Origin of the sequence: Bradyrhizobium sp. BWC-3-1 (genome assembly GCF_032917965.1) — a bacterium.
Lineage (GTDB): Bacteria > Pseudomonadota > Alphaproteobacteria > Rhizobiales > Xanthobacteraceae > Bradyrhizobium > Bradyrhizobium canariense_D.
In genome coordinates this window covers 6,866,445-6,892,211 of record NZ_CP136625.1, presented here as the reverse complement: position 1 = coordinate 6,892,211, position 25,767 = coordinate 6,866,445, and the positions used below count along the sequence as shown (strand labels likewise).

General features: G+C 64.2%; 27 protein-coding genes. 17 read left to right on the top strand and 10 right to left on the bottom strand.

Translation table 11 applies throughout. The annotated features are described in order from the left end of the window. Positions 1 to 29 precede the first annotated feature (29 nt). The 7 genes from RX329_RS33220 (at position 30) to RX329_RS33190 (ending at position 6,239) form a co-directional block, all read left to right on the top strand. Complete coding sequence (locus tag RX329_RS33220) at positions 30 to 404, top strand: PRC-barrel domain-containing protein (RefSeq protein ID WP_007594753.1); 375 nt, start codon at positions 30 to 32, stop codon at positions 402 to 404. A 24-nt stretch (positions 405 to 428) separates the two neighbouring features. Then, positions 429 to 587: a hypothetical protein gene (locus RX329_RS33215; RefSeq protein WP_007594751.1), complete on the top strand. Its 159-nt coding sequence runs from the start codon at positions 429 to 431 to the stop codon at positions 585 to 587. 199 nt (positions 588 to 786) lie between these two features. Continuing rightward, positions 787 to 1,941, top strand: a complete 1,155-nt coding sequence (locus RX329_RS33210) for an HlyD family secretion protein (RefSeq protein ID WP_317244869.1) — start codon at positions 787 to 789, stop codon at positions 1,939 to 1,941. Beyond that, positions 1,938 to 3,557, top strand: coding sequence for a DHA2 family efflux MFS transporter permease subunit (locus RX329_RS33205; protein WP_317244868.1), 1,620 nt, complete (start codon positions 1,938 to 1,940; stop codon positions 3,555 to 3,557). The genes RX329_RS33210 and RX329_RS33205 overlap by 4 nt, the downstream gene beginning before the upstream one ends. Positions 3,558 to 3,664: 107 nt before the next feature. Next, entirely contained in the window at positions 3,665 to 4,666 is a 1,002-nt protein-coding gene (locus RX329_RS33200) for a nitronate monooxygenase family protein (protein ID WP_317244867.1), read from the top strand. A gap of 107 nt (positions 4,667 to 4,773) precedes the next feature. Beyond that, positions 4,774 to 5,193, top strand: a complete 420-nt coding sequence (locus tag RX329_RS33195; RefSeq protein ID WP_026233109.1) for a hypothetical protein — start codon at positions 4,774 to 4,776, stop codon at positions 5,191 to 5,193. A 227-nt stretch (positions 5,194 to 5,420) separates the two neighbouring features. Further along, positions 5,421 to 6,239 (top strand): aldo/keto reductase, encoded by an 819-nt coding sequence (locus RX329_RS33190; RefSeq protein ID WP_085352693.1) that lies wholly within the window; start codon positions 5,421 to 5,423, stop codon positions 6,237 to 6,239. Between the two features lie 235 nt (positions 6,240 to 6,474). On the opposite strand, the gene RX329_RS33185 is transcribed toward RX329_RS33190, so the two are convergent. Further along, the gene (locus RX329_RS33185) at positions 6,475 to 6,702 is read right to left on the bottom strand and encodes a hypothetical protein (RefSeq protein WP_026233110.1); all 228 of its coding nucleotides are present in this window, start codon (positions 6,700 to 6,702) and stop codon (positions 6,475 to 6,477) included. Positions 6,703 to 6,798: 96 nt separating this feature from the next. Continuing rightward, positions 6,799 to 7,053, bottom strand: a complete 255-nt coding sequence (locus tag RX329_RS33180; protein WP_317244866.1) for a hypothetical protein — start codon at positions 7,051 to 7,053, stop codon at positions 6,799 to 6,801. Between the two features lie 355 nt (positions 7,054 to 7,408). Between RX329_RS33180 and RX329_RS33175 the strand changes: the two genes are divergently transcribed. Further along, positions 7,409 to 7,681, top strand: a complete 273-nt coding sequence (locus RX329_RS33175; protein WP_018456224.1) for a helix-turn-helix domain-containing protein — start codon at positions 7,409 to 7,411, stop codon at positions 7,679 to 7,681. A gap of 4 nt (positions 7,682 to 7,685) precedes the next feature. Here the strand turns inward: RX329_RS33175 and RX329_RS33170 are convergent, their stop codons facing one another. Beyond that, on the bottom strand, positions 7,686 to 8,918 hold the full coding sequence (locus tag RX329_RS33170; RefSeq protein WP_317244865.1) for a PLP-dependent aminotransferase family protein: 1,233 nt from the start codon (positions 8,916 to 8,918) through the stop codon (positions 7,686 to 7,688). 91 nt (positions 8,919 to 9,009) lie between these two features. Next, entirely contained in the window at positions 9,010 to 9,537 is a 528-nt protein-coding gene (locus tag RX329_RS33165; protein ID WP_204513887.1) for a DUF3124 domain-containing protein, read from the bottom strand. Between the two features lie 67 nt (positions 9,538 to 9,604). Here RX329_RS33165 and RX329_RS33160 point away from each other — a divergent pair, with 67 nt between their 5' ends. The 4 genes from RX329_RS33160 to RX329_RS33145 all read left to right on the top strand — a co-directional run bounded on the left by RX329_RS33160 (position 9,605) and on the right by RX329_RS33145 (position 15,010). Beyond that, entirely contained in the window at positions 9,605 to 11,332 is a 1,728-nt protein-coding gene (locus RX329_RS33160; protein ID WP_085352555.1) for a cation:proton antiporter, read from the top strand. Positions 11,333 to 11,485: 153 nt separating this feature from the next. After that, on the top strand, positions 11,486 to 12,562 hold the full coding sequence (gene ribB, locus RX329_RS33155; RefSeq protein WP_317244864.1) for a 3,4-dihydroxy-2-butanone-4-phosphate synthase: 1,077 nt from the start codon (positions 11,486 to 11,488) through the stop codon (positions 12,560 to 12,562). A 160-nt stretch (positions 12,563 to 12,722) separates the two neighbouring features. Beyond that, positions 12,723 to 13,937, top strand: coding sequence for an acyl-CoA dehydrogenase (locus RX329_RS33150; RefSeq protein WP_317244863.1), 1,215 nt, complete (start codon positions 12,723 to 12,725; stop codon positions 13,935 to 13,937). A gap of 149 nt (positions 13,938 to 14,086) precedes the next feature. Further along, positions 14,087 to 15,010 carry an MBL fold metallo-hydrolase gene (locus tag RX329_RS33145; RefSeq protein ID WP_085352554.1) on the top strand — a complete coding sequence of 308 codons (924 nt, stop codon included), beginning with the start codon at positions 14,087 to 14,089 and terminating at the stop codon, positions 15,008 to 15,010. A gap of 7 nt (positions 15,011 to 15,017) precedes the next feature. Here the strand turns inward: RX329_RS33145 and RX329_RS33140 are convergent, their stop codons facing one another. Together RX329_RS33140 and RX329_RS33135 are read right to left on the bottom strand one after the other, a co-directional pair. After that, entirely contained in the window at positions 15,018 to 15,872 is an 855-nt protein-coding gene (locus tag RX329_RS33140) for a DUF1499 domain-containing protein (protein ID WP_085352553.1), read from the bottom strand. Between the two features lie 242 nt (positions 15,873 to 16,114). Then, the gene (locus RX329_RS33135) at positions 16,115 to 17,743 is read right to left on the bottom strand and encodes a fatty-acid--CoA ligase (RefSeq protein WP_085352551.1); all 1,629 of its coding nucleotides are present in this window, start codon (positions 17,741 to 17,743) and stop codon (positions 16,115 to 16,117) included. 65 nt (positions 17,744 to 17,808) lie between these two features. Between RX329_RS33135 and RX329_RS33130 the strand changes: the two genes are divergently transcribed. Continuing rightward, a complete protein-coding gene (locus tag RX329_RS33130) occupies positions 17,809 to 18,930 on the top strand; it encodes an extensin family protein (protein WP_317244862.1) in 1,122 nt (373 codons plus the stop codon). A gap of 37 nt (positions 18,931 to 18,967) precedes the next feature. Here the strand turns inward: RX329_RS33130 and RX329_RS33125 are convergent, their stop codons facing one another. After that, positions 18,968 to 19,654, bottom strand: a complete 687-nt coding sequence (locus tag RX329_RS33125) for a L,D-transpeptidase (protein ID WP_018456233.1) — start codon at positions 19,652 to 19,654, stop codon at positions 18,968 to 18,970. 336 nt (positions 19,655 to 19,990) lie between these two features. Between RX329_RS33125 and RX329_RS33120 the strand changes: the two genes are divergently transcribed. Both RX329_RS33120 and RX329_RS33115 read left to right on the top strand, forming a co-directional pair. Further along, positions 19,991 to 20,968 carry a magnesium transporter CorA family protein gene (locus RX329_RS33120; protein ID WP_018456234.1) on the top strand — a complete coding sequence of 326 codons (978 nt, stop codon included), beginning with the start codon at positions 19,991 to 19,993 and terminating at the stop codon, positions 20,966 to 20,968. 186 nt (positions 20,969 to 21,154) lie between these two features. Then, on the top strand, positions 21,155 to 21,373 hold the full coding sequence (locus tag RX329_RS33115; RefSeq protein ID WP_026233114.1) for a hypothetical protein: 219 nt from the start codon (positions 21,155 to 21,157) through the stop codon (positions 21,371 to 21,373). A gap of 205 nt (positions 21,374 to 21,578) precedes the next feature. On the opposite strand, the gene RX329_RS33110 is transcribed toward RX329_RS33115, so the two are convergent. Further along, positions 21,579 to 22,331: an SDR family NAD(P)-dependent oxidoreductase gene (locus RX329_RS33110; RefSeq protein WP_007607375.1), complete on the bottom strand. Its 753-nt coding sequence runs from the start codon at positions 22,329 to 22,331 to the stop codon at positions 21,579 to 21,581. Positions 22,332 to 22,403: 72 nt separating this feature from the next. Then, the gene (pdxH, locus tag RX329_RS33105; RefSeq protein WP_317244861.1) at positions 22,404 to 23,045 is read right to left on the bottom strand and encodes a pyridoxamine 5'-phosphate oxidase; all 642 of its coding nucleotides are present in this window, start codon (positions 23,043 to 23,045) and stop codon (positions 22,404 to 22,406) included. 113 nt (positions 23,046 to 23,158) lie between these two features. Here pdxH and RX329_RS33100 point away from each other — a divergent pair, with 113 nt between their 5' ends. Further along, positions 23,159 to 23,560 carry an RT0821/Lpp0805 family surface protein gene (locus RX329_RS33100; protein WP_247290981.1) on the top strand — a complete coding sequence of 134 codons (402 nt, stop codon included), beginning with the start codon at positions 23,159 to 23,161 and terminating at the stop codon, positions 23,558 to 23,560. Between the two features lie 109 nt (positions 23,561 to 23,669). Then, entirely contained in the window at positions 23,670 to 24,635 is a 966-nt protein-coding gene (locus RX329_RS33095) for a DnaJ C-terminal domain-containing protein (protein WP_247369232.1), read from the top strand. A gap of 329 nt (positions 24,636 to 24,964) precedes the next feature. Here the strand turns inward: RX329_RS33095 and RX329_RS33090 are convergent, their stop codons facing one another. Next, entirely contained in the window at positions 24,965 to 25,735 is a 771-nt protein-coding gene (locus RX329_RS33090) for an anti-sigma factor family protein (protein ID WP_247369231.1), read from the bottom strand. Between the last annotated feature and the right edge of the window lie 32 nt (positions 25,736 to 25,767).

The window sequence follows — 25,767 nt, the reverse complement described above, 5'->3', positions numbered from 1 at the left end:
CTCCACAACTGGCTGAGCGGAGAATTGAGATGTTGAATCAGGGTGAACTGGACCAAAACGAGATGGGTCGGTTGATCGGCAGCGACAAGGTCGAGGGAACATCGGTCTACGGTGCCGATCGCAACAAAATCGGCTCGATCGAACGCGTGATGATCGACAAGATCAGCGGCAAGGTGTCCTACGCCGTGCTCGGCTTCGGCGGATTTCTGGGCCTCGGCAACGACCACTATCCGCTGCCGTGGCAGTCGCTGAAATACGACACGGAGCTCGGCGGTTACGTCACCGGCATCACCACCAAGGAACTGGAAGGCGCGCCCAAATACGGCGAACGGAGTGATTGGAACTGGGGTGATGACGCCGCGGTTCGCGGGATCAACTCCTATTACGGTGTCCCCTTCGCGTAAGCGTTTCCACCGAAAGGAAGCTCGATGAGCAAGGAACGGCCTAACGACGATCCCCGGCAGCAGAGCGACTGGGGTTCGCACAAGCAGACGGACAAGCCCTGGAAGGGCACTCCGGAAAAGGAGCAGGGATCGGACGAGGTGAAACCCGATCTCGAGAAATGGCACGCGACGAAAACGCACTGAGACCGGGTGCGCTTCCCATGAGATATCGAGGCGGGCGCGGCACCCAGTGTGCCGCGCTCGCTTTTTGGGCAGGCGTTCACGAACGCGATGGTGCTCGCAACAAGCGGAACCATGATCAGGAGTTGCAGTTGGGCTCGCGGCGCGTGTGCCGGCCTTGGCGGCTCTGCCGCCAGTTTGATCCCCGAGAAAGGTGTTCACCGTGGATGCTCAAACACGGGAGCGTGGACCGTCCGCGGAGCAGCCGCAGAGGGCGAAGGAAGCTCCGAAGATATCTCCTGATCAGGCCCGTGACGCCACGGACTCGAAGCCGGCCAAGGCGCCGTCGCTGCGAGAGCGGATTCGCGAGCATTGGTTGCTGGCAAGCGTTGGCACCATCGTCTTGCTCGCGGCCCTTATCGGCGGAGTGCTCTATTGGCTCCAGGTGCGCCACTATGAATCCACCGACGATGCCTTCGTCGCCGCGCGCAGCTTTTCCGTGGCCTCCAAGGTTGGCGGCTACGTGACCGACATACCCGTGACGGACAACCAGCATGTCAAAGCCGGGGACCTTCTCGCCAAGATCGACGAGCGCGACTATCGCATCGCCATCGATCAGGCCAATGCGCAGGTCGCGGTCGCCAGGGCGAACATCGCCAATGTCGAGGCGCAGATCGTCTCCCAGCAGGAGCAGATCAAGCAGGCGGAGGCGCAGCTCGAACAGGCCCAGGCCCAGCTTCAGTTCTCGCAGGAGGAATTCGCGCGCGCCCAGGATCTGGTCGAGAAGGGCGCCGGCACCGTGCAGCGCCAGCAGCAGACCCGCTCCGATCTTCAGGCGCAGCAGGCCAACACGGAACGCGCGAAGACCGCTGTGACGGCCGCGCAGGTCGGCATCAAGACGCTGCAGGCGCAGCTCGAGGGCGCCCGGGCGCAGCTCCACCAGTCGCAGGCGCAGCTCGATCAGGCCAAGCTGAACCTCCAATATACCAGCGTGGTTGCGGCGCAGTCCGGCCGCGTCGTCAAGCTCAGCGGCGCCAAGGGCACTTTCGTGACAGCCGGACAGAGCCTGATGATGTTCGTGCCTGACGAGGTCTGGATCGTCGCCAACTACAAGGAGACGCAGCTCAACGACATGCGGCCGGGTCAGCCGGTCGAGATCCGCATCGATGCCTATCCCGCGCGCAAGCTCACCGGCCATGTCGACTCCGTGCAGCCGGGCTCCGGCACCGCGTTCAGCCTGTTGCCGGCGGAGAACGCCACCGGAAATTACGTCAAGGTGGTGCAGCGCGTGCCGGTGAAGATCGTGGTCGACAGCTGGCCGGCCGATCTGCCCGTTGGTCCCGGCATGTCGGTCGTGCCCTGGACCAGGGTGCGATGACCGACACGGCGCAGGGCAGTGCATCCGCGGGCGGCTGGTCGCCGGAGCGCTCGGCGGCGGGCGGTCATAATCCCTATCTCATCGCGTTCGTCGTCTCGATCGCGACCTTCATGGAGGTGCTCGACACCACCATTGCCAACGTTGCCTTGCGCCACATCGCCGGTGGGCTTGCCGTCGGCATCGACGAGAGCACCTACGTCATCACCAGCTATCTCGTCGCCAACGCCATCGTGCTGTCGATCTCGGGCTGGCTGTCGACCGTGATCGGCCGCAAGCGCTTCTACATGATGTGCGTTGCGATCTTCACGGTCTCCTCGCTTTTGTGCGGCTTCGCCTGGAATTTGCAGGCGCTGGTGCTGTTCCGCATCCTTCAGGGCCTTGGCGGCGGCGGCATGGCGACCAGCGAGCAGGCGATTCTTGCCGACTCCTTTCCGCCGCACAAACGCGGCCAGGCCTTCGCGATCTACGGCGTCGCCGTCGTGGTCGCACCCGTGATCGGTCCGACGCTCGGCGGCTGGATCACCGACACCTACACCTGGCACTGGGTGTTCCTGATCAACGTCCCCATGGGATTGCTGTCGCTGTTCCTGGTCGGCACGCTGGTCAAGGAGCCCTCGGGCGCGGAGGAGGAGAGGGAGAAGCTGCTGAGCAAGGGCCTGCGCGTCGACTATGTCGGCTTCCTGCTGGTCGCGATCGGGCTCGGCTCGCTCGAATACGTGCTGGACGAGGGCCAGCGCAACGACTGGTTCGGCTCGAACATGATCGTGTTCTTCGCGGTACTTTCGGCCATGTCACTGCTTGCGCTGATCCCGTGGGAGCTGACGCGGGAGGATCCCATCGTCGATCTCCGCCTGCTGGGCCGTCGCCAGTTCGCCGCCTGCTTCCTGGTCATGCTTGCGACCGGCGCGGTGCTGATCTCGACGACACAGCTTTTGCCGCAACTGCTCCAGAGCGATTTGAACTACACCGCCATGCTGGCCGGTCTCGCTTTGTCGCCCGGCGGCGTCGCGACCCTGGTGCTGATGCCAGTGGTCGGCCGCCTCGTCAGCAGCGTGCAGCCGAAATATCTCATCATGTTCGGTGCCGCCATCGTCGCCTTCTCGATGTGGCATCTCACGGGCCTTACCGGCGATATCACCTACGGCTATGCCGCGATGTCGCGGATCTTCCTCGCGCTCGGTCTTCCTTTCCTGTTCCTGCCGGTCACGACCGCGTCCTATGACGGTGTGCCGCCCGACAAGACCAACCAGGCGTCGGCGCTGATCAACGTCGCCCGCAATATCGGCGGCTCCATGGGCGTCGCGCTGGCGCAGACAATTCTGGCGCAGCGCCAGCAATTCCACCAGAGCCGCCTGATCGAGCACGCCGCGCCATCGGACCTCGGCTATCAGCAGACCATCGAGATGATGACCCGCTTCTTCCAGGCTCAGGGCTCGAACGCGAGTGATGCAGCCTCGCAGGCGGTCGCCTGGGTTGGGCGCACCTTGCAGCAGCAGGTCGATTTGCTCGCTTATATCGACGTGTTCTGGACGCTCGCGATCATCGCGGTGCTGATGATCCCGACCGCCGCGGCGCTGCGCCCGATCAAGCTGGGCGCTCCCGCGCGGGGGCATTGAGCCTACGGCCGTTCTGAGAGAAATGGCGAGAGAGAAAGGATGACCGCGGCGCAAAAGTCCGGCTAGACTGGCGCGAACGTCAAGCAAAAGCCCGGGAGGTAATTTAAGTGAAGACCGCGATCACCGAACTGTTCGGCATCGAGCACCCCATCATCCAGGGCGGCATGCATTTCGTCAGCTTTGCCGAGCTGGCGGCTGCCGTCTCCAATGCCGGCGGACTCGGCATCATCACCGGTCTCACGCAGAAGACGCCGGAGCTGCTGGCAAAAGAGATCGCACGCTGCCGCGATATGACCGACAAGCCGTTCGGCGTGAACCTCACTTTCCTGCCGACCTTCGCCGCGCCGCCTTATCCGGAATACATCGCCGCCATCGTCGAAGGCGGCATCAAGTCCGTGGAGACCGCCGGCCGCAGCCCGGAAGCCTACATGCCGGCGCTGAAAGCTGCCGGGATCAAGGTCATCCACAAATGCACCTCGGTGCGCCACTCCTTGAAGGCCGAGCGCATCGGATGCGACGCGGTCAGCGTCGACGGCTTTGAGTGCGGCGGCCATCCCGGCGAGGACGACATTCCCAACATGATTCTGCTGCCGCGCGCGGCGGAGGAATTGAAGATTCCGTTCGTCGCATCCGGCGGCATGGCCGACGGCCGCAGCCTCGTCGCGGCGCTGTCGCTGGGTGCGGCCGGCATGAACATGGGCACGCGCTTCATCGCCACCAAGGAAGCGCCGGTGCATCAGAACGTCAAGAATGCACTGGTCGCCGCGACCGAGCTCGACACCCGCCTCATCATGCGGAGCCTGCGCAACACCGAGCGCGTGCTGAAGAACGCCAATGTCGACCGCCTGCTCGAGATTGAACGCGAGAAGGGCGACAAGCTGAAGATCGACGACATCCACGACCAGGTCGCGGGCGTCTATCCCAGGATCATGCTGGACGGGCAGATGGACGCCGGCGCCTGGAGCTGCGGAATGGTCGCAGGCCTCATCCACGACATCCCCACCTGCAAGGAACTCGTCGACAGGATCATGGCTGAGGCGGAAACCATCATCCGTACTCGTCTAATGGGGTTTCTTGAAGAGACGGGTGCACCGCGAAAGGTCGCCTGACACCGCCAAACTTCTTAACCACGGCGGCAGCTGACCGCTGGAATTGCGCGCGACGCCTCCTAAATAGAGGTAAATTACCTCTTAACAATCAATTTCAGGAGGCGTCCGTGATTCTGAAGAGCGCTCCTTTTGCAATGGCCGTTGCCCTCGTGCTCGCATGGGGCGGCGTCGCGCGCGCTGACGACTACAAGCCCGACGACTATCTCGGCCTCGATCTTTCGAAGGCGGTGTTGTCGCCCAAGCGGCTCGGGCCCGAAACCCGGTTCGCGCCTGTCGCGCTGGAGGCGCGCGGTGGCAACGAGGCGCAGGCGCGCGCCGAGCCGGTCGACGTGCCGAAGAAGGTCGCCGCCGAACGCGTGCGCGTGTCGGAGCCGAAGGTCGCGCACGTCAAGCCCGCGCAGCCACGCGGCGCGGCACGCACCAAGCTCGCGCATCGCCACGGCAATCCGCTCGACGCGCAGGCGATGGACACCCGCATCCAGACCTGGCCGTGCCGCAGCGGCGGCATCTGCAACTGGAAGCACTAGGTCAGCTCCGAGCCGTCATCCGGCACGTTGCAAAACCGTAGGCCCGCGGTCAAGAAACCGTAAGCCGGGGGACGGTGAGGAAGCACCTAACCCGATCTTGATTGGCCGCCGTGCGTCTGCCGCACTATGCTGTCCGCTCCCGCCACCTCTTTTCCATCCCCGAAGAGTCTGCTCACGCAGCATCGCTGCTGGCCTCCGGCGGGCCGAACGATGTCAGGAACTTGTTCATGGATAATCTCAAGACACAGGGCATCAGCATGCCCAAGCTCGGCCTCGGGACCTTCCGCATGCAGGGCGATACCTGCCGCGCGGCGGTCGAGAGCGCACTGTCGATCGGCTATCGCCATATCGATACCGCCGAGATGTACGGCAACGAAGAACCGATCGGCGCGGCGCTCGCCGCGGCCCGGCTGCCGCGGGGCGAGCTGCACGTCACGACGAAAGTCTGGCACGAGAACCTCAGCCCCGACGCCATCCGTCGCTCTTTCGACGCCAGCCTGACCAAGCTCGGGCTCGATCATGTCGACCTCTATCTCGTGCACTGGCCGTCCAAGGCGGCGAACTGGGGTGCTGTGTTCGAGACCTTGATGACGCTGAAGCAGGAGGGGCGGACGCGGGCGATCGGCGTCGCCAATTTCACCACGGCGCTGCTGAAGATCGCGGTCGAGGACATCAAAGCGCCGATCGCATGCAATCAGATCGAATACCACGCCATGCTCGATCAATCGAAGGTGCTGGCCTATCTCAACGCCAAGTCGATCCCGCTGGTCGCCTATTGCCCGCTGGCGCAGGGACGCATCGCGTCAGATGCGGTGCTGGCCGAGATCGGCGCCAAGCATAATGCAACTGCGGCGCAGGTCGCGCTAAAACGGCTGCTGGACCAGGACGGTGTCGCCGCGATCCCGAAAGCCTCGCGCCGAGAGAGCCAGCAGGCCAATCTCGACGCGCTGAAGATCACGCTCGACGATGCCGACCGCAACAAGATCGCCGCGCTGCCGAAGGACAGGCGCTGCGTCAATCCCGGCTTCGCGCCGGCATGGGACTGAGAGTCGACGCTGGGCCGCACCGCCGGACCCTCTCCCCTTGTGGGAGAGGGTGGCTCGCCGCGCAGCGGCGAGACGGGTGAGGGGTCTCTCTCCGCGCGCACATTTGTCAGTTTGAATTCGCCGAGGGATACCCCTCATCCGGCGCTTCGCGCCACCTTCTCCCACAAGGGGAGAAGGAAGAAGGCACGCAAAGAAAATGGCCCCGTGAAGGGCCATTTCCATATTGCGTTGCGCATTAGTCCCAATGATGACGGTGACCACGCTTGATCACGACGACGCGGTCGCGATGGCGCCAGCCGCGATGCCAGCCGTGATCGCGATGCATGCCGTATTCGGCGCGGGCGCCATACATGCCGTGATGATGACCACCGCGCTTGATCACTACCGTCTCCGCGCTGGCGAGCGTCGGCATTGCAACCGCGAGCGCGCCGACAGCGGCAAGCACATAACCAATCTTCTTCATGATGTCCTCCTCCAATGGAATGCAAATCTAAACGGCGCATTCGCGGGAACGTTCCGGAGGAATCGCAGGAGAATTCTGAACGCCTGTTCAGGTGAGTTAATCGCAGCGCTGTTGTGCAGGTGTTGGCGCGCCGGTGGCGACGTATTTGCCGTCCCTGATCGTGTATTCGCCGCGCTCACTGCGATTGTAGATTGCGCGCAAGCTGCCTTGCTTCGAGAGTAGGAGGCCGAACTCGCGGGTCTGCTGCAGCAAGGGGAAGTACACCATCACATTGAGCAGGCCGTCGGCGCTGACCATCGCCGATACCACTTCGTTTTCGTCCTTGGCCTCGCCGAAATTGCGCCGGTACATCACCCTTCCGTCCTTCCGGATCTCGTAAGTCAAGAGCGCGCCCTTCTCGCGGTCGGGCCGGCCGGCGCAATCGACCGCCCATGAGCCGAGCAGGCCCCATTGCTCGACGGTCGCCGCAAGCGACTCGGCACCGGCCGCGGGCGTGAACGCAACTCACAGCACTGCTGCCGCGATAGAGCGGCACAAACAACGTCTCATGTCCTGAAAGGCCCCACCTGCAAAGAATTCCGAAGTGTAGCATCCCGCGCGCCATCGTCCACGCTGACCGCCATTCGCGCGCGAATTTGATCCGCGTCAATGAGGCAGCCCGTTTCCCCGGTAGGATGGCGCTCCCGAAGGGAAATTGGATAAACCGATGCTGAATCAAGTCAGGGATTTCGCAGGCGAGGTGCTGCCGGGGAGCTGCGCCGTGCCGCCTTATTCCGAGAGCGCGTTTCTGGCCGAGCTGGGCGACCGCTTGAAGTCCTCGCGCATGCGCTGCGTCCTGTCGCGGCGGGAGCTCGCCCGCCGCTCCGGGATATCCGAGCGCTACATCGCCCAGATCGAGGCCGGCAAAGGCAACGTCTCGATCGTGCTGCTGCTGCGGCTGGCCTCCGCGATCCACGGCAGCCAGCCCCAGATCGTCTGAAGGCTCAGGCTCGCTTCTCCACATTGGCGCTGCGGGCCGGGACGCCGAACTCCCTGCGGCAGACCTCGGCCAGCACGGCGACGCCCTCGCGGATCTGCTGATGCGAGGGGCTCGCAAAGCACAGCCGCAGTCGCGATCTGGAGTGGTTTTTGTCAGTCGACCATTCCGGCCCGGGATTGATCGATACGCCGGCGGCAAGCGCGGCCTGATACAGCTTCAGCGTATCCACCTGATCGGGCAGCTTCACCCACAGGAAGATGCCGCCCTTGGGCTCCTCGAACTCGGCGGCCGTCCCGAACTGCTCGTTGACGGCCTCCATCAGCGTATCAAGCTTGGTCCGTAGCGCCTTCGTCAGTGCCGGCACGTGGGTCGAAAAATGCGGCTTGCAATAGGCAGCGAGCACCATCTGCTCCAGCGCGCCTGAGCCGGCGTCCGTCTTCAGCGCCAGCATCCGCGACATCAGATCCCAGGGCGCGACGATGAAGCCCACGCGCAGCGCCGGCGCGATCGACTTGGAGAACGAGCCGATATGGATCACGCCGCCGTTCGGGCTCATCGCATGGATCGCCGGCGGCCGCTGTCCCGACCAGACCAGATCGGCATAGCAATCGTCCTCGAAAACAGGCACGCCGTAGTCTGCCGACAGCCGCAACAGCTCGGTGCGGCGGCCCTCCGGCATGATGCTGCCGGTCGGGTTCTGCACGGTCGGAATGGTGTAGATGTATTTCGGACGGATGCCGCGGCCCTTGAGGTCGGCCAGCGTCGTGGCCAGCACGTCCATGCGCATGCCGTCGTTGTCGAGGGGAATGCCAATCACGTTGACTCCGAGCCGTGCCAGGCGGGTCAGCGAGCCCTGATAGCTATCCTGCTCGAAGATCACGGTGTCGCCGCGCGTCAGCAGCGTGGCGTTGACGAGGTCGAGCGCCTGCAGCGAGCCGGACACGATCAGGAGATCGTCGACCGTGCAGTTGATGCCGGCATCGCGCTTGAGTTTTGCCACCAGGAATTCGCGCAAGGGCAGATAGCCCTGGGGACCATGTGCCAGCCCGTAAGTGGCGAGCGAGCGGCCTTCGCGTTGCAGAGCCAGATTGGCCGCCTCGATCAGATCATCGAGCGGCACCTGCTCGGAGTCGTTGTTGCCGCCGACAAAACTGTATTTGGCGAGGCCCGTCCAGCGCGCAGAGGGGGCCGGCAGCCCTGCGGGAAACAGGGGCGCAAAATCGAAGCTGGACGTCATGGGAGCGTTCCTCGTTGTTTTCTTTTTGAGCCGGCCGGCGTTGCGTCGGCCATGCCTATTTCTTTTGCCCGCATCCGGCGGACAGACGGCCTTAGTTCTTGCCGGCCGTCCGGGTCGGACGGCCTTGGCTGATGAAAGCGTAATGCGCATTGGCGACGCCGCCAACCATCAAGGCCTCGACAGCAGGCTCGGCGATCTCGCTTGCTGCGGCCCAATCGACCAGGAAATTGGCTCCGGTCCCGCCGCGTACGTCGTCGGTCGGAATGAAGATCGAGACGGTGGCGAGGGGCTTCAACGCGACGGGCGCCTTCAGATAGCTCTCGACCTGCTTGCCTGCGGTGTCGAAATAGGCGATGCGTTTGACGACCAGCGGCTGGGTCTCGGAGGCGTTGTGCACGCTCAAGGTCACCGAGAAGTCGACGCGCAGCTTGCCCTGGCTCATCGCGACACTGGAATAGGCGGGCACGTAGAACCCGCCGGCGACGGCGAGTTCTTCTTTCGGCAGCGCGGTGAGGGAATCTGCAAAGTTTTGTTCGATATTGACCTTGGATTGAGCGGCTGCGGGCACGGAGCAGGCGAGGGGGCATAGCAGCAGTGCAGTGGCGAGCCCCATCCGCATGTGACGAATTGCTTGCTTGCCGCACCGCACTCGATCACTAGGGTGCGGCAAAACGGACCAATCTGGCATGCACGAGCTCATTCGCGACATCACTCTCTGTATCCTGTTTGCCTGGATGCTGGGCCTGCTTGCCCACTTCTCCAGGCAACCGCTGATCCTTGCCTATCTTATCGCCGGCTTCTGCATTGGTCCATTTGGCGCCGGCTGGGTCAAGTCGCAGGAATCGATCAGCGTCATCTCCGAGCTTGGCCTGATCTTCATGCTGTTCATGATCGGCCTGGAGATCGACCTGAAGAAGATCGTGCGGGCCGGAAAGGTCATCCTGTTCGCGGCGGGCGGCCAGCTCCTCGGCGGCTGCCTGCTCGGGGTGCTGTTCTTCGTCGGCATCGGCCTGTCGCTCGGGGGCGGACAGTTCGATGCGGTTTACCTCTGTGTCGCCTGCGCGCTGTCGAGCACCGTCATCATCGTCAAGGTGCTCTACGAGAAGCGCGAGCTCGACACGCTGCCCGGCCGCATCACCCTCGGCGTGCTGGTGCTCCAGGACATCTTCGCCATCCTGTTTCTGGCGGTGCAGCCGAGCCTTGCCAATCTGGAAATCAGCGTGATCCTGCTCTCGATCGGGCGGGTCGCAGTGCTGGTCGCCGCGGCACTGCTGGTGAGCCGCTACGTGCTGCCGCGCCTGTTTCACCAGATCGCCCGCCGCCCCGAGTTGATCCTGCTCGGCGCGCTCGCCTGGTGCTTCCTGGTCGCCGAGACCGCCGAGCGGCTGTCGCTGTCGCGCGAGATGGGCGCCCTGATCGCCGGCGTCTCGCTCTCGACCTTTCCCTATGCGCTCGATGTCACGGCCAAGGTCACCACGCTTCGCGATTTCTTCATCACGCTGTTCTTCGTCGCGCTCGGCATGACCATTCCCGTGCCCGGCCTCTCCGTGATCGGACTTGCCCTGATGATCGCGGCGTTCACGGTGGTGAGCCGCCTCGTGACCACCTTCGTCCCGCTCTATCTGATGAAGCAGGGCCTGCGCGCCAGCCTGTTGCCGGCCCTGAATCTCGCGCAGATCTCCGAGTTCTCGCTGGTGGTGATCCAGACCGGCGTTGCCGACCACCACATCGCAGCCCAGACGGCGAACGCGGCCTCCTTCGCCTTCGTGGTGCTGGCGGTGCTCTCGACCTTCGTGATGACCCGCAGCGACGAGATCACCCGCTGGGCGATCGGTCCCCTGAAGCGGATCGGCCTGCGCGATCTCGACCACGGCAATGGCCACGGCGAGGAAGGACACGAGGGCCATGGCGAGGCGCGCCGCATCGTCATCCTCGGCTTTTTCCGTGCGGCGAGCGCGCTGCTGGCCGAGATCGAGCGGCAGGCACCGGTGCTGCTCGAGCAGATCACCGTGATCGACTTCAATCCCAATGTGTACCAGACGCTGCTGTCGCGCGGCCTGCACGTGATCTATGGCGATATCAGCAGCGCCGACACGCTGCTCCATGCCGGCGTCGGCAAATCCGAGATGATCATCCTCAGCGTCCCGGATGCGCTTCTGAAGGGTGCCAGCAACGAGAAGCTGGTCCGCCACGTCCGCACCCTCAACCCGACCGCCATGATCATTGCCACGGCCGATCTGTTGTCGGATGTAGACGAACTCTACGCGGCTGGCGCCAGCTATGTCACCGTGACCCGGCTCAGCGACGCCCATGAGCTGTTCACGGTGATCGAGGCCGCCCAGGCCGGCCTGTTGGCCGACAAGCGGGCCGAGCTCGATCAGCGGCTCGGCGAGCGGCGCGAAGTGCTGCCCTGACCGCTCCCGGCCGGCTTCTCACCGGGCTTAGGCCCGACGCGAGCCGCCCGTCGGGCAGGGCTGCGGTCCGGCATATGCGGTTGCGCCGGGGACACTAGCGCCCCGGCTCAAGTCCGGCTAAGCCTCCGGGCCATAACCGATAGAGATTGGGAAATGCCGGATAACGTCCAGGAAGTCTTGCAGGCCTTTGCCCGGGGTGAGCTCGTGGTCGTCACCGACGACGAAGACCGCGAGGGCGAGGGCGATCTGATCGTCGCCGCCTCGTTCTGCACCGCCGAGAAGATGGCGTTCATCATCCGCCACACCTCCGGCATCGTTTGCGCCCCGATCACCAGCGAAGATGCGCGCCGCCTGCGGCTCGATCCGATGGTGGCCCACAACGACTCAGCGCACACCACCGCATTCACGGTCTCGATCGACTACAAGCCCGACGGCGGCACCGGCATCTCGGCCGAGGAGCGCGCCTCGTGCTGCCGCGCGCTGTCCAATCCCAATGCCGGCGCCAACGACTTCGCCCGTCCCGGTCACATCTTCCCGCTGATCGCCAAGGACGGCGGCGTGCTGCTGCGCTCCGGCCATACCGAGGCCGCGGTCGACCTGTGCAAGCTCTCCGGCCTGCCGCCGGTCGGCGTCATCAGCGAGTTGATGAACGACGACGGCAGCGTGATGAAGGGCGAGCAGGTCGCCCGCTTCGCCGCCCAGCACAAGCTCAAGCACGTCACCATCGCCGACATGATCGCCTACCGCCAGGTGCGCGAGAAACTGATCGAGCGGGTCTCGACCTTCGTCACCGAGAGCCCGATCGGGCCGCTGCAGGGCTATGCCTACCGCTCGCCGTTCGATTCCATCGCCCATGTCGCCTTCGTCTACAACGGCGTCGGCGACGGCAAGAACGTCCTGACACGCTTTCACAAGCCGAACATCGTCAAGGACATCTTCACCGGCCACAAGCGCATGGCGGCGGTGCTCGAGCACTTCAAGAAATCGGGCTGTGGCGTTCTGGTCTATCTGCGCGACGGTGCGGCCGGTGTCCCTGTGGCGCCGCTGCCCGATGAGAGCGCGACCGAGGCCGACCGCAACCGCCAGTGGCGCGAAGTCGGCGTCGGTGCACAGATCCTGCGCGATCTCGGCGTCACCTCGATCCGGCATCTCACCTCCTCGGTGCACGACTACAAGGGCCTTTCGGGCTTCGGCATCGAGATCGTCGCCAACGAGCTACTCGAAAGCTAGCGCTGTCATCCAGGGGTGCGCGAAGCGCATCCCCCGAGGCGCGCCTCGCGGGTCCCCGGGAATCACGCAGACCCGTACATCTGCAACGCAATTGCACTTGTTGCCGCGGCGCTTTACTTTGTCGGGCAAATTTTGACGGAACCAGACGAAAGGACGTTTCATGACCGCGCGCCCTCAGGCCAAGGACAAGCCGGCTTCGGCTTCTTTCCAGTGGGACGATCCGTTCCTGCTCGACGAGCAGCTCACCGAAGACGAGCGCATGGTGCGCGACACCGCGCGCGCCTACGCCCAGGACAAGCTGCTGCCGCGCGTCGCCAAGGCCTATCTCGAAGAGAAGACGGATCGCGAGATCTTCAACGAGATGGGCGAACTCGGCCTGATCGGCATCACGTTGCCGGAGGAATATGGCTGTGCCAATGCAGGCTATGTCGCCTATGGTCTGGTCGCGCGCGAGATCGAGCGGGTCGATTCCGGCTACCGCTCGATGAACTCGGTGCAGTCCTCGCTGGTGATGTATCCGATCTACGCCTATGGCGACGAGAACCAGCGCAAGAAGTACCTGCCGAAGCTCGCCAGCGGCGAGTGGGTCGGCTGCTTCGGGCTGACCGAGCCTGATGCCGGCTCCGATCCGGCCGGCATGAAAACGCGCGCCGAGAAGGTGTCGGACGGCTATCGCCTGACCGGCAGCAAGATGTGGATCTCGAACGCGCCGATCGCCGACGTGTTCGTGGTCTGGGCCAAGTCGGCCGCGCACGACAACCAGATCCGCGGCTTCGTGCTGGAGAAGGGCATGAAGGGCCTGTCGGCACCGAAGATCGGCGGCAAGCTGTCGCTTCGCGCCTCCATCACCGGCGAGGTCGTGATGGACGGTGTCGTGGTTCCGGAAGACGCGCTGCTGCCCAACGTCTCCGGCCTGAAAGGCCCGTTCGGCTGCCTCAACCGCGCCCGCTACGGCATTTCCTGGGGCGTGCTCGGCGCGGCCGAGGACTGCATGCACCGCGCCCGCCAGTATACGCTCGACCGCAAGCAGTTCGGCAAGCCGCTCGCCGCGACCCAGCTCGTGCAGAAGAAGCTCGCGGACATGCAGACCGAGATCGCGCTGGGCCTTCAGGGCTCGCTGCGCGTCGGTCGCCTGATGGACGACGGCAAGTTCGCTCCCGAGATGATCTCGATCATGAAGCGCAACAATTGCGGCAAGGCGCTCGACATCGCCCGCGTCGCGCGCGACATGCACGGCGGCAACGGCATCTCGATCGAGTATCACGTGATGCGCCACGTCCATAACCTCGAGACCGTCAACACCTACGAGGGCACCCACGACGTCCACGCCCTGATCCTGGGCCGCGCGATCACGGGCATTCAGGCGTTTTTCTGAGCAAACCGCCCCAGTGTGGGATGCGACTGAACTCTCCAATCGCGTCATGGCCGGGCTTGTCCCGGCCATCCACGTCTTAGACCACGCGAAGAACGTGGATGCCCGGCACGAGGCCGGGCATGACGAAGTCAGCAAGGTACGAGCAAGCCATGTCCGACAACGACGACGTCCCGTTCAACCGCGACTTTCCGCTGAAGCCCGGCATCGTCGAGGAAGTCCGCCCCGGCGTGCGGCGCGTGCTCTGTAACAATCCGAGTCCGTTCACTTTCACCGGCACGGTCAGCTACATCGTGGGCCGGGGCAACGTCGCGATCATCGATCCCGGTCCGGACGACGAGGCGCATGCGGCGGCGCTGCTCGATGCCGTCAGCGGCGAGACGGTGAGCCATATCTTCGTCACCCACACCCACCGCGACCATTCGCCGAACACCGCGCGGATCAAGCGGTCGACCGGCGCGCCAGTTTACGCCGAAGGCCCGCACCGCGCCTCGCGCCCGCGCTTCGAGAGCGAGAAGCACAACCCGGAATCCGGCGCCGACCGCGACTTCGCGCCCGATATCAGGATCGGCCATGGCGACGTGGTCGAAGGAGATGGCTGGCGGCTCGAGGCCGTGGCGACACCCGGCCATACCGCCAACCACCTCGCTTTTGCCTGGCCCGAGCGAAAATTCAACTTCGTCGGCGATCACGTGATGGGATGGTCGACCTCGATCGTGGCCCCGCCCGACGGCTCGATGATCGACTACATGGAATCGCTGGATCGTCTCGCCGCGCGCGAGGAGGATGTGTATTTCTCCGGTCACGGCCCCGAAATTCCAGAAGGCCCGCGCTTCGTGCGCTTCCTGATCCGTCACCGCAAGGCGCGCGAGGCCTCCATCCTGCACCGCCTTGCCAAGGGCGAGACCGACATCCCGACCATGGTCCGGGCGATCTATATCGGCATCGATCCGAGGCTCACCACCGCGGCGGGCTATTCCGTGCTGGCGCATCTGGAAGACCTGGTCGCCCGCGGCGTGGTGGCGACGGACGGCGATCCCGTGATCGGCGGGACCTATCGGATGGCGAACGCTTAGCCTTCCGTCACTTCTTCACCGTCTTCGCCGGCGCCTTCGGCGGCGCCACCGGCGTCTTCTTCACCGGCTTGAGTGCGTCGGCATCGGCGGCGGTGTTGAGATCGTCGATGAATTTCTTCACGCGCGCTGCGTTGCTGCCGAGGTCGCTCTCGAAGTAGCGCGAGGCGGAGCGGATATCGACGCGGGAATCCTCGCCATCGGGCACGACCCGGATGGCGATGTCCTCGCGGAAACCCATGATCGGGGAGCGCGCCACCGCCTCGATGCGACCGATGCGGCGCGGCGGCTGCGGCGCGCGCTCGTCGATGATCAACCATTTGCGCTTGTTGACCAGCTGAAGCGCGATCGCATAGGCGCGGTCGACTGAAATCTCGAGCTCGATCGGCTCGATATCGGGATAGAATTGACGCTGCTGCTCGGCCGAATAGAGGCCGGCATACACAGCGGTATTGGCACCATCCCCAGTGCGCAGGCGAGCCAGTGCGTCGAAGCGCGGCGGGTCGATCGGGTCGGTGGTGATGTCGTGGATCGCCGGCAGCTTGCGGTATTGCAGGCCGAGATAAGCGGGATAGGCGAGGATCGCGCCGTCGATCAGGAACGCAAGCAGGATGCGCGCCATGCCGCGCGAGCCGTTCTGCCAGATCGCGGCAAAGCCGGCGAGCCCGAACAGGATCGAGAGCGCGGCGATCCCGAGCCCGCCGAAGAAGGTCGCGAGCGCCGGCTTCATCTCCAGGAAGCCGAACCGGACGATGATGATCGAGACCACCACCGCCACCACGGCGAACACGGCCAGATTGCGCGCCCAGCTCGCGAGGCTGGACACGGGCTCCGACTGATAGGGAGCGGAAAACCTGCGGGCCATCGGGTGAGCTCTGCCGGGATCTTGGGGACGGTGCCGGCCGATCTGGCACGACGATGGGCCGTTGAGACCACGGCCCGCGGGCAAATTCAAGAGTTCCGCAGAAGGCTGCATCGTCATGGCCGGGCTTGACCGGCCATTCACGTCTTTTTGCCATGAGGACGCGGATGTCCGGGCCGTCGCCGCGCCGAAGGGGCTTTGGCCCCGCAGGCGGGACGAAGCCCGGGCACGACGTCCGAGATGGCCTACGCCGCCGCGTTCGGGAAGCGGTATTCCCTAAACTGATCGCGCAGCGCGGTCTTCAGGATCTTGCCCGTCGCCGTGTGGGGGATACCGTCGACGAAGGCAACGTCGTCGGGCATCCACCATTTGGCGATCTTGCCATCCATGAACTTCAGGATGTCCTCGCGGCTGGCCTGCTGGCCCTGCTTCAGCTGCACGATCAGCAGCGGACGCTCGTCCCATTTGGGATGGAACACGCCGATCACGGCGGCTTCCGCCACCGCGGGATGGCCGACTGCGAGGTTCTCCAGCTCGATCGAGGAAATCCACTCGCCGCCGGACTTGATCACGTCCTTGGAGCGGTCGGTGATCCGCATGTAGCCGGCTTCGTCGATGGTCGCGACGTCGCCGGTGTCGAAGAAGCCGTCCTCGTCGAGAATGTTGGCGTCGACCCGGTAATAGGCCTTGGCGACGGCCGGGCCGGCGACCTTGAGGCGGCCGAAGGTCGTGCCGTCCCACGGCAGTTCCTTGCCGGCATCGTCGGTGATCTTCATCTCGACGGCGAACGGCGCGTAGCCCTGCATCTGGAGCACGTCGAGCCGCGCCTCGCCGGTCGCATTCTGGAACGGCGGCTTCAGCGCCGCGACGCTGCCGATCGGGCTCATCTCGGTCATGCCCCAGGCGTGACGGACGTTCGAGCCCATGTCGAGGAAGGCCTTGATCATCGAACGCGGCATCGCCGAGCCGCCGCAGATCACCATCTTCAGGTCCGGCAGCTTCAGATTGTTGGCGGTCATGTGCTGGAGCAGCATCAGCCACACCGTGGGCACGCCGGCGGTATGCGTCACCCTCTCGGTCGAGAGCAGCTCATAGACCGAGGCGCCGTCGAGCTTGGCGCCGGGCATGACGAGCTTGGTGCCCTGCGACGGCGCGGAGAAGGCGATGCCCCAGCTGTTGGCGTGGAAGAGCGGCACCACGGGAAGCATGGTTTCGGAGGCGCTGGTACCGAGCGCGTCGACATTGTTGGCCATCAGCGCGTGCAGCACGTTGGAGCGATGCGAATACAGCACGCCTTTGGGATCGCCGGTGGTGCCCGATGTGTAGCACATCGCGGCCGCCGTGTTCTCGTCAAAGTCCTTCCATTTAAACTTGCCGTCGGCCTCCGCAATCCAGTCCTCGTAGGCGACCACGTTCTTCAGCGTCGTCTGCGGCATGTGCGCCTTGTCGGTGAGCACGACATAGCGTTCCACGCTTGTCAGCTTGTCGGCGATCTTCTCCAGGACCGGAATGAACGTGATATCGGTCATCACGATGCGGTCCTGCGCATGGTTGATGATCCAGGCGATCTGCTCGGGGAAAAGGCGGGGATTGACGGTATGGCAGATGGCGCCGATCCCCATGATGCCGTACCAGACCTCAAGATGGCGCCAGGTGTTCCAGGCGATCGTTGCGACACGGTCGCCGAGCTTGATGCCGTCGCGCTCCAGCATCTGCGAGACCTTGAGCGCGCGCTTGTGGATATCGGCATAGGTGGTGCGATGGATCGGTCCCTCGACCGAGCGCGTCACGACCTCCTGCTTGCCATGAATCTTGGCGGCGTGTTCGATGATCCTGTGGCAGAGCAGGGGCCAGTCTTGCATCAAACCAAGCATTCCGTCGTTCCTCCGAGAAGCCGCTGGGCGGATTGTCGCTCTCAGCGTTGGGCCAAAGAATTGTCATGAGTTTTAGCCTGCCCGCCTTTCGCCGCAAATGGTCTTATCGCGGCTATATGTCCGTCGGCGCGGCAATGGTTACCGTCGCGCTCGGGCTCGCGGATCGGGCAGAGGCGCGCAAATATGGGTCCCCGCTGGACATCTTTGGTATTGCGGCACCACGGCCGCGCGCCACGGTTCATTCTGCCAATATCTCTGGCAGGATCCCGCTCCCAAGACCTCGCCCCGAGGAGGCCCCCAAGGGGTCGGCCAAGGCATCGGACGAGGCTCCTGCGGAGACCGAAGACAAGCCTTCCGCGGACAAACCTGGCGCCGCCCAGCCCGCCGAAGCCGCGCCGCCGCCCGAGAAGCAGGCCTCGGCGTGCCGCCTCGCGCTGACCGAGGAGATCGCGATCGCGCCTTCGATCCCGGATATCCGCGGCCCCGGCGCCTGTGGCGGCGAGGATCTGGTGCGGCTCGAGGCCATCGTGCTGCCGGACAAGCGCAACGTGGCGGTCAAGCCGGCGGCGATCCTCCGCTGCACCATGGCATCCGCAATCGCCGATTGGGTGCGCAAGGACGTGGTGCCGCTGGCCGCGAGCCTCGGCTCGACCATCAGCGATCTCGACAATTTCGACAGCTTCGAGTGTCGTGGCCGCAACCGCGTCGTCGGCGCCATGCTGTCCGAGCACGGCAAGGCCAATGCGATCGATGTGCGCGCCATCAAGCTCGCTAATGGGCAGTCGATCGGCCTGACCGACCGCACCATGCCGCGCGAGGTGCGCGAGCGCGTGCTGCATTCGGTCTGCTCGCGCTTTTCGACTGTGCTCGGCCCCGGCTCGGATTGGTACCACGAGGACCATATCCATCTCGATCTCGCGCAGCGGCGCAACGACTACCGGATCTGCCAGTGGAACGTCTGGGATCCGCTGCCGCAGGTTGCCCCGCTGCTGCCGGCGGAACGGCCCGAGGAGGCGCCGCCGCGTGAGGTCGCGGCCAAACCCGAAGCGAAGCCCGAGGCCAAGCCCGAGACGAAGCAAGGAATTGACGACGAGGCGGCGGAGAAGTCGGCTGCCTCCCCGGACAAGCCGGCGGCCGACGGCCAAAAAGCCCGGCCGCACAAGCCGGCAACAAAAAAGCGCCGGTGAAACCGGCGCTTTTGAATGTCAGAGATCAGGTACCTGATCAGTAGCTGCCCGCCTGGCCAGTTTGGCTGCCGCCGAGCGCAAGCCGTGAATTGTAGGGCGAGTCGCCATGCTTGGGCTCGAGCACCACAACGAGGGTGCCGACCTTGACGCGATCATAGAGGTCGATCGCGTCCTCGTTGGTCAGGCGGATGCAGCCCGACGAGATCGACGCGCCGATATATTCCGGCTGGTTGGTGCCGTGAATGCGGAACAATGTGTCCTTGCCGCCGGAGTAGAGATACATCGCGCGGGAGCCCATTGGATTGTCCGGACCGGGGGCGACGAAGGTGGGCACGCCCAGGCGCGAAATTTCGCCGGGGGTGGGGTGCCAGGCCGGCCACTCGGTCTTGCTGCCCACCTTGGCGATGCCCGACCAAGCCATGGCTTCTTCACCGACGGTGATGCCGTAGCGGATCGCCTTGCCGCCATCCAGAACGTAGTAGAGGTAATGGTTGTCGGAATCGACCACGATCGAGCCCGGCGATTCCTTGCGGTGGTACTCAACGATGGCGCGGCGGAACGGCTCTGCGACCGGGGTGTTCTCGTACCGAACCTTGGCAAGGAGTTCCTTGTCCTTCGGCTTGAAGGCCTTGGTGTCGGTCGCTTCAAAATGCGTGGCCTGCATGCAGCCCGACAGCATCAGGCCAGCGGCCAAAATACCCAGCGTAACTTTCAGCGACGACATGATTTGGTTCCAATCGACAACAACAAGCTTTCGTGGAGCTTGAGTAAGCCCAATTCCACGATTCCGTTGGCCCCATTATCGTTGAAATCTGCCACAATTCCAGCCTCACGACGCTTCTCCCGCGCTGCAAGACCTTACCTGTGGCTTTTCTGCCGCAAGTTTTGCGGGCCAGAGCCGATTTCTGGGCAAAACGGTCGTAAGTGTCGATTCCGTGCCACAGTTGGGCCATGGCGTCGCCACAAATGCAAACGCTCCGTTAATGTGCTTGTCATCATCAACTTGTCAGAATCGCGCTAAGCGCTGTCAGTCTGTCGCAGGCCCCTGCTGGAGTTGTGCATGTTTTCTGTGTTCGTTCCCTTCGAGTCCTCCCTCAAGAAGGCCGTCATCGAGGATCTCGCAGCAGTCCCGGAGCATGCGGTCTGGATCGACCTGGTCAACCCCACCGCGGCCGAGGACAAAGCCGTCGAGAAGCTCTCGGGGATCGCAATCCCGACCCGGGAGGACATGCAGGAGATCGAGATCTCGAGCCGCCTCTATATGGAGAACGGCGCGCGCTACATGACCGCGACGCTGATGTGCCAATCCGATACCGATATGCCGAGGACCACGGCGGTCACGTTCATTCTGGGCGACCACCGCCTGGTAACGGTGCGCTATGACCAGCCCAAGCCCTTTGCGCTGGTCGAGGCCAAGCTGGCCCGTTCCTGCACACCGGCCATCACCGGCGAGATGGTGCTGATGGAGCTGCTCGATGCCGTGATCGACCGCTGCGCCGACATCCTGGAGCGCTGCGGCGCCGAGATCGATCAGGTCTCCCATGACATTTTCGAGCCGGAGAGCGAGCGCCACGGTCACGCCAAGCAATATTCGCAAATCCTGATCTCGATCGGCCGCAAGGGCGATCTGACCTCCAAGGTTCGCGAGAGCCTGGTCTCGATCGGCCGCGTCGTCGCCTTCCTTTCCGCGGTGGTGGAGGGCGTGAAATGGTCGAAGGACATGCGCGAGCAGCTCAAGACCATGCAGCGTGACGTCGTCTCGCTGACCGATCACGCCTCCTATCTCTCCAGCAAGATCACCTTTGTGCTCGACGCCATGCTCGGCGTCGTCAATCTCGAGCAGAACAACATCATCAAGCTGTTTTCGGTCATGGCGGTTGTCCTGATGCCGCCGACGCTGATCGCCTCGATCTACGGCATGAACTTCAAGTCGATGCCGGAACTCGAATGGGTGCACGGTTATCCGTTCGCGCTGGTGCTGATGCTGATTGCGGCGATCGTTCCGTACTGGATCTTCAAGTGGAAGAAGTGGCTGTAATAGTGACCGAGACCTTACGCCGGACGCAGAGACACAGCGTCTGGTGTCGCAGAATAGAGCGGGATTGCGGCCGCACGGCGATGTGTGCTCGCCGCCCCAATTCCTCCGGTAAAATTTGAGCGGTGGGCTGAACGTTTGCGCGAAACTTGTCTGCGATAAGGAGCAGGTAAGCCGCGAGGAACAGCCATGGTTGAAAAACACATAACGACGCCCCCCAACGTCATCGATCTGGCGAGCTATCGCCACGTCGCGACGAGCGGCAAGGCGTCGTCGATGTCGGCACGCATGTGCCGGCACTGTGGTGCTCCGCTGCTCGACGGCGAGAACGACGACGATTGCTCGACTGCAATCAGCACGGCCGCTCCGCAGCCACGCGAGAGGTCACGTCGGATTCGACTCGATTGAGGAACGGAAGCTAAGGGCGATCCAGGTCTTGCGGCGGCGTTGTCTGGATCGCCTTGCTTCTCCGGCGTTACTTCCAACATCATCATTGCGAGGACCTCGCGACAAAATTGCGAAGCAATTTTGCACTGAAGCGACGAGGCAATCCAGACTGTCCTCACCGAGGCAGTCTGGATTGCTTCGCTTGCGCTTGCAATGACGCGGTAGCCTACACGTGCTGGCCGCCGTTGATGTGGATCTCGGCGCCGTTGACGTAAGAACTGGTGTCCGTGCACAGCACGTAGATGATCTTGGCGACCTCGTCCGGTGTGCCGAGCCGGTGCATCGGGATCTGCTGGTCGACGATCTTCTCGGTGCCCGGCGACAGGATCGAGGTGTCGATCTCGCCCGGCGCGATCGCGTTGACGCGCACGCCGACGCGGCCGAAGTCGGAGGCCATTTCGCGCGTCAGGGACGCCAGCGCGGCCTTCGAGGTGGCGTAGGCCGCGCCCGCGAAGGGATGCACGCGCGAGCCCGCGATCGAGGTGACGTTCACGACAGAGCCCTTGGCCGTTTTCAGTTCCTCGATCAGCCCGCGCGCCATCATGATCGGCGCGAAGAAGTTGACATTGAACACGTGCGTCCAGGTGTCGAGGTCCGTGTCGATCGAGCCGAGCCTGGAGCCGCCGGCCCCCTTCGGCGAGATCGCGGCGTTGTTGACCAGCGCATGCAGCATGCCGCCTTCGAGACGGTCGCGGATGTCGGAGATCGCGCGCGTGGTATCTGCGGGGGTGGCGAGGTCGACCTGGATATGGTCCTCAGGGCCCGCGTCCCACGGACAATCCTCCGGGAACGGATGCCGCGAGCAGGTGATCACGCGCCAGCCGGCCGAGGAGAAACGGATCACGGTGGCATGGCCGATGCCGCGGCTCGCTCCGGTCAGGAGCAGCGTACGGCGCGGCGCATTGGAAGGCTGCGGCATGAAGGTCTTTCAGGTTGGAGCATGATCCGGACCCGGAGGGGCTTTCCGAAAGGATCATGCTCGAACAAAACACTAGGGATACATCCGCGTCTTGGACCATTTCTGGCCGGCCGCGTCACGGCGAAATTCGATGCGGTCGTGCAGGCGGAATGGGCGGTCATGCCAGAACTCGATACGCGACGGCGTGATACGCCAGCCGCTCCAGCCCGGCGGCCGTGGCACCTCCCCGATCATGTGCTTGGCGGCGACCTTGGCGATCGCCTGCTCGAAGGCGAAGCGGCTCTCGAGCTCCTGCGACTGCTTGCTCGCCCAGGCGCCGATCTGCGCCTGCTTCGGCCGGGTCGCGAAATAGGCGTCGGCCTCGGCTTCGGTCACCGGCGTCACGTTGCCGCGGATGCGGACCTGACGGCGCAGCGACTTCCAGTGAAAAAGTAACGCCGCCTTAGGATTTGCGGCGAGTTCGCGGCCCTTCTGGCTGGCGATGTGGCTGTAGAAGACGAAACCATCAGTATCGAAGCCCTTCATCAGCACCATGCGCACGTCCGGCAGGCCATCGGGATCGACGGTGGCGAGCGCCATGGCGTTCGGATCGTTCGGCTCGCTCTTGATGGCTTCGTCCAGCCAGGCCTCGAACAGCGCAAAGGGCTCGTCGGCGGCGGTGAAATCACCGGATGTTAAGGGTGTCTGGTGTTTCATCGAGCTCGTGTCGGTCATGTCTGGGGTCCGAGTTGCGTCCTGCGGTCCAAAACGCGTCGTTGTCTGCTACCGCCCTATATAGGGTATGGGGACGCGTTGGCCTATCGGCGATCCGGCCATCCGGCTTCGTCATGACGATCATTCTGATCGGGCTCGGCGCCGGCGGCTGCAGCTTCTCCCGCAACGACAAGAGTGCCTACGCCAAGGCCGACGACAGCGACCTCACCGGCTCGATCGCAATGCCGGCCAAGGCGCCGACCGACACCGATCTCGCCTTCGCCCGCAACGCTGCCTCCGACGTCCTCAGCAAGAACGATAAGGATTCCAGCCAGCATTGGGAGAATCCGGAAACCGGGGCGCGCGGTTCGGTCACGCCGATCGCGCAATCCTATGCCGCCGAGGACGGCCGCAAGTGCCGCGACTTCCTGGCGAGCTACGTCAACGGCAGCACCGAAAGCTGGCTCCAGGGTGCGGGCTGTCAAAGCAGCCGTGGCAGTTGGGAGATTCATACGCTAAAGCCGTGGCGGAGCTAGGAATCGCTTCGCCAGGCTAGTTGCAAAAATACCACTCGCCCCCCACATGAGGCTCAGTTGGGGCGGGGAGCCCTTTGAACAATTCGATTTCTTGAAGGAGACGTGACGGATGCGCGACCCCTATGAGGTCTTGGGGGTGCCGCGGAGCGCCAACGCTGCCGCGATCAAGAGCGCCTATCGCAAGCTTGCCAAGAAGCACCATCCCGACAGCAACAAGAACGACCCGAAGGCGGCCGAGCGCTTCGCTGAGCTCAATACGGCCAACGAGATCCTCGGCGACGAGGATAAGCGCAAGCAATTCGACCGCGGCGAGATCGACGCCGACGGCAAGCCGCGCTTCCAGGGTTTTCCGGGCGGCGGCGGTGGGCCGCGCGGGCGCGCGGGTCCTGGCGGGTTCGAGAGCTATACGTTCCGCGGCGGCGGCGCGGGCCCTGGTCCGGGCGGCGGCGCGTTCGAGGACATCCTCAACAGCATGTTTGGCGGTGGGCCGCGTCCGCGGCCCGGGGCCGGCGGCGGTGCCCAGTTCGAATTCGACACCGGCGGGATCGGGCTCGATCTCGACGTCAATGTCGCCATGACCGTCTCTCTGGAGGAGGCGGTGAAGGGCGGCGAGAAGCGCGTCCGGCTGCCGAATGGCAAGGAACTCAACGTCAAGATTCCGGCCGGCGTCACCGAAGGCCAGCAGATCCGGTTGCGGGGGCAGGGCGAGAGCGCTCAGGGCCATCCGCCCGGCGATCTCCTGATCACGATCAGCATCGCGCAGCATCCGTTCTTCAAGATCGAGGGCGCCGATCTCAGGATCGACCTGCCGGTCACGCTCTACGAGGCGGTGCTTGGCGGCAAGGTCCGCGTGCCCACCCTCGGCAATGCCGTGGAGCTTTCGGTCCCGCAAAACACCTCCAGCGGCCGGACCTTCCGCCTCAAGGGCAAGGGACTGCCAAAAGCTGGCGGAACCGGGGATCTCTTCGTCACCGTCAGGATTATGCTACCGGACGGGAACGACGCCGAGCTGGAAGCATTGATGCAGAAGTGGCGGGACCAGCACCCCTACAATCCACGTAGCGGGTTTGGCTAAGCGTGATCCGGAAAATATGAAGGGGTTCTCCTAAAGACTGAGAGCGTCGTCCGTCGAGATGATGCTCATCATATGCTTGAGGCGTGGTAGCCCTTCTTGGTCCACATGCTCGATGTGTCGGCTGTCCGGCGGGGCAGCCGATAAAAAGGTGCGGCCTCGAGAGGGGGACCAGCGCGGTACCAAAAACCCCAATCGAGGCCGCCCGCGTCGATCGGCGGATCGAACGCTGCTCATTTTCGCGTGATCATCCGGTGCGATAATGAGACGCGCCGATGTCTTCATTCCAAATTTTCAATGTCGGAATCGAGGCACCGCGTTGGCGTGGTTGTCTAGGTGCCGCTTTTCTCTGCCTGGTCGTAGACCGCCTGCGCCACTTTGGTGAGCCGATCCCGGTCGCCGCCACCGCTGACGACGTAGCCGACGCCGCGCTCCGACCAGAACAGCGCCCCGTCCTTGTCCGTTCTGGCGTAGCGCATCTGCGTCGCGCCATTCTCGGTCTTGGCGGTGTAGATCGTGTACCGCTCGCCCGAGGCGCCCTCATACATCAGGAACGACGCTGGCCCGTTCGGCCCCGGCAAGAGCCGGCCACCGACGAGCTTCAGTCCACTCCCCTCTAGGTTCGGTGCAAACACGGTCCAGCCGCAACGTCTGGTCAGCCAGGCCTGGAGGTGGTCGCGCTCGTTGCCGCCGACCTCGACGGGATGGCGAACCTCGACGACATAGAGGCGGTGGGCGTCGAGCGCGTCAGTCGTAAAACTCTGGAAGGTCGACGGCGCGTTGGCGGCGCCATGCCCCAGCCAGCCGGCGGTGCCGCCGGCGACGAAGGCCACCAGCACGGCCGCGGCGGCGCCATAGAGCCAGTGCCGCGGGCGGCGCTCCAGCCGTTCGAGCTCGAGCCGCGCCGGCACCGGCTCCTGGGCGACGGAATCGTAGCGGGCGTGCAGCATCTCGGCCATGGCGCGCCAGGACTGCACGCGCTCGCCATCCTCGGGCTGCGCGGCAAGCCAGGCCTCGACATCGGCGCGGCGCTCGGCCGGCAGCTCGCCATCGACATAGGCGTGCAGTTCGTCCTCGGTCACTGGGATCTTGCGGTCGTTCATATCGATCGTCTCTGGCTCTGCGGCCCAAAATG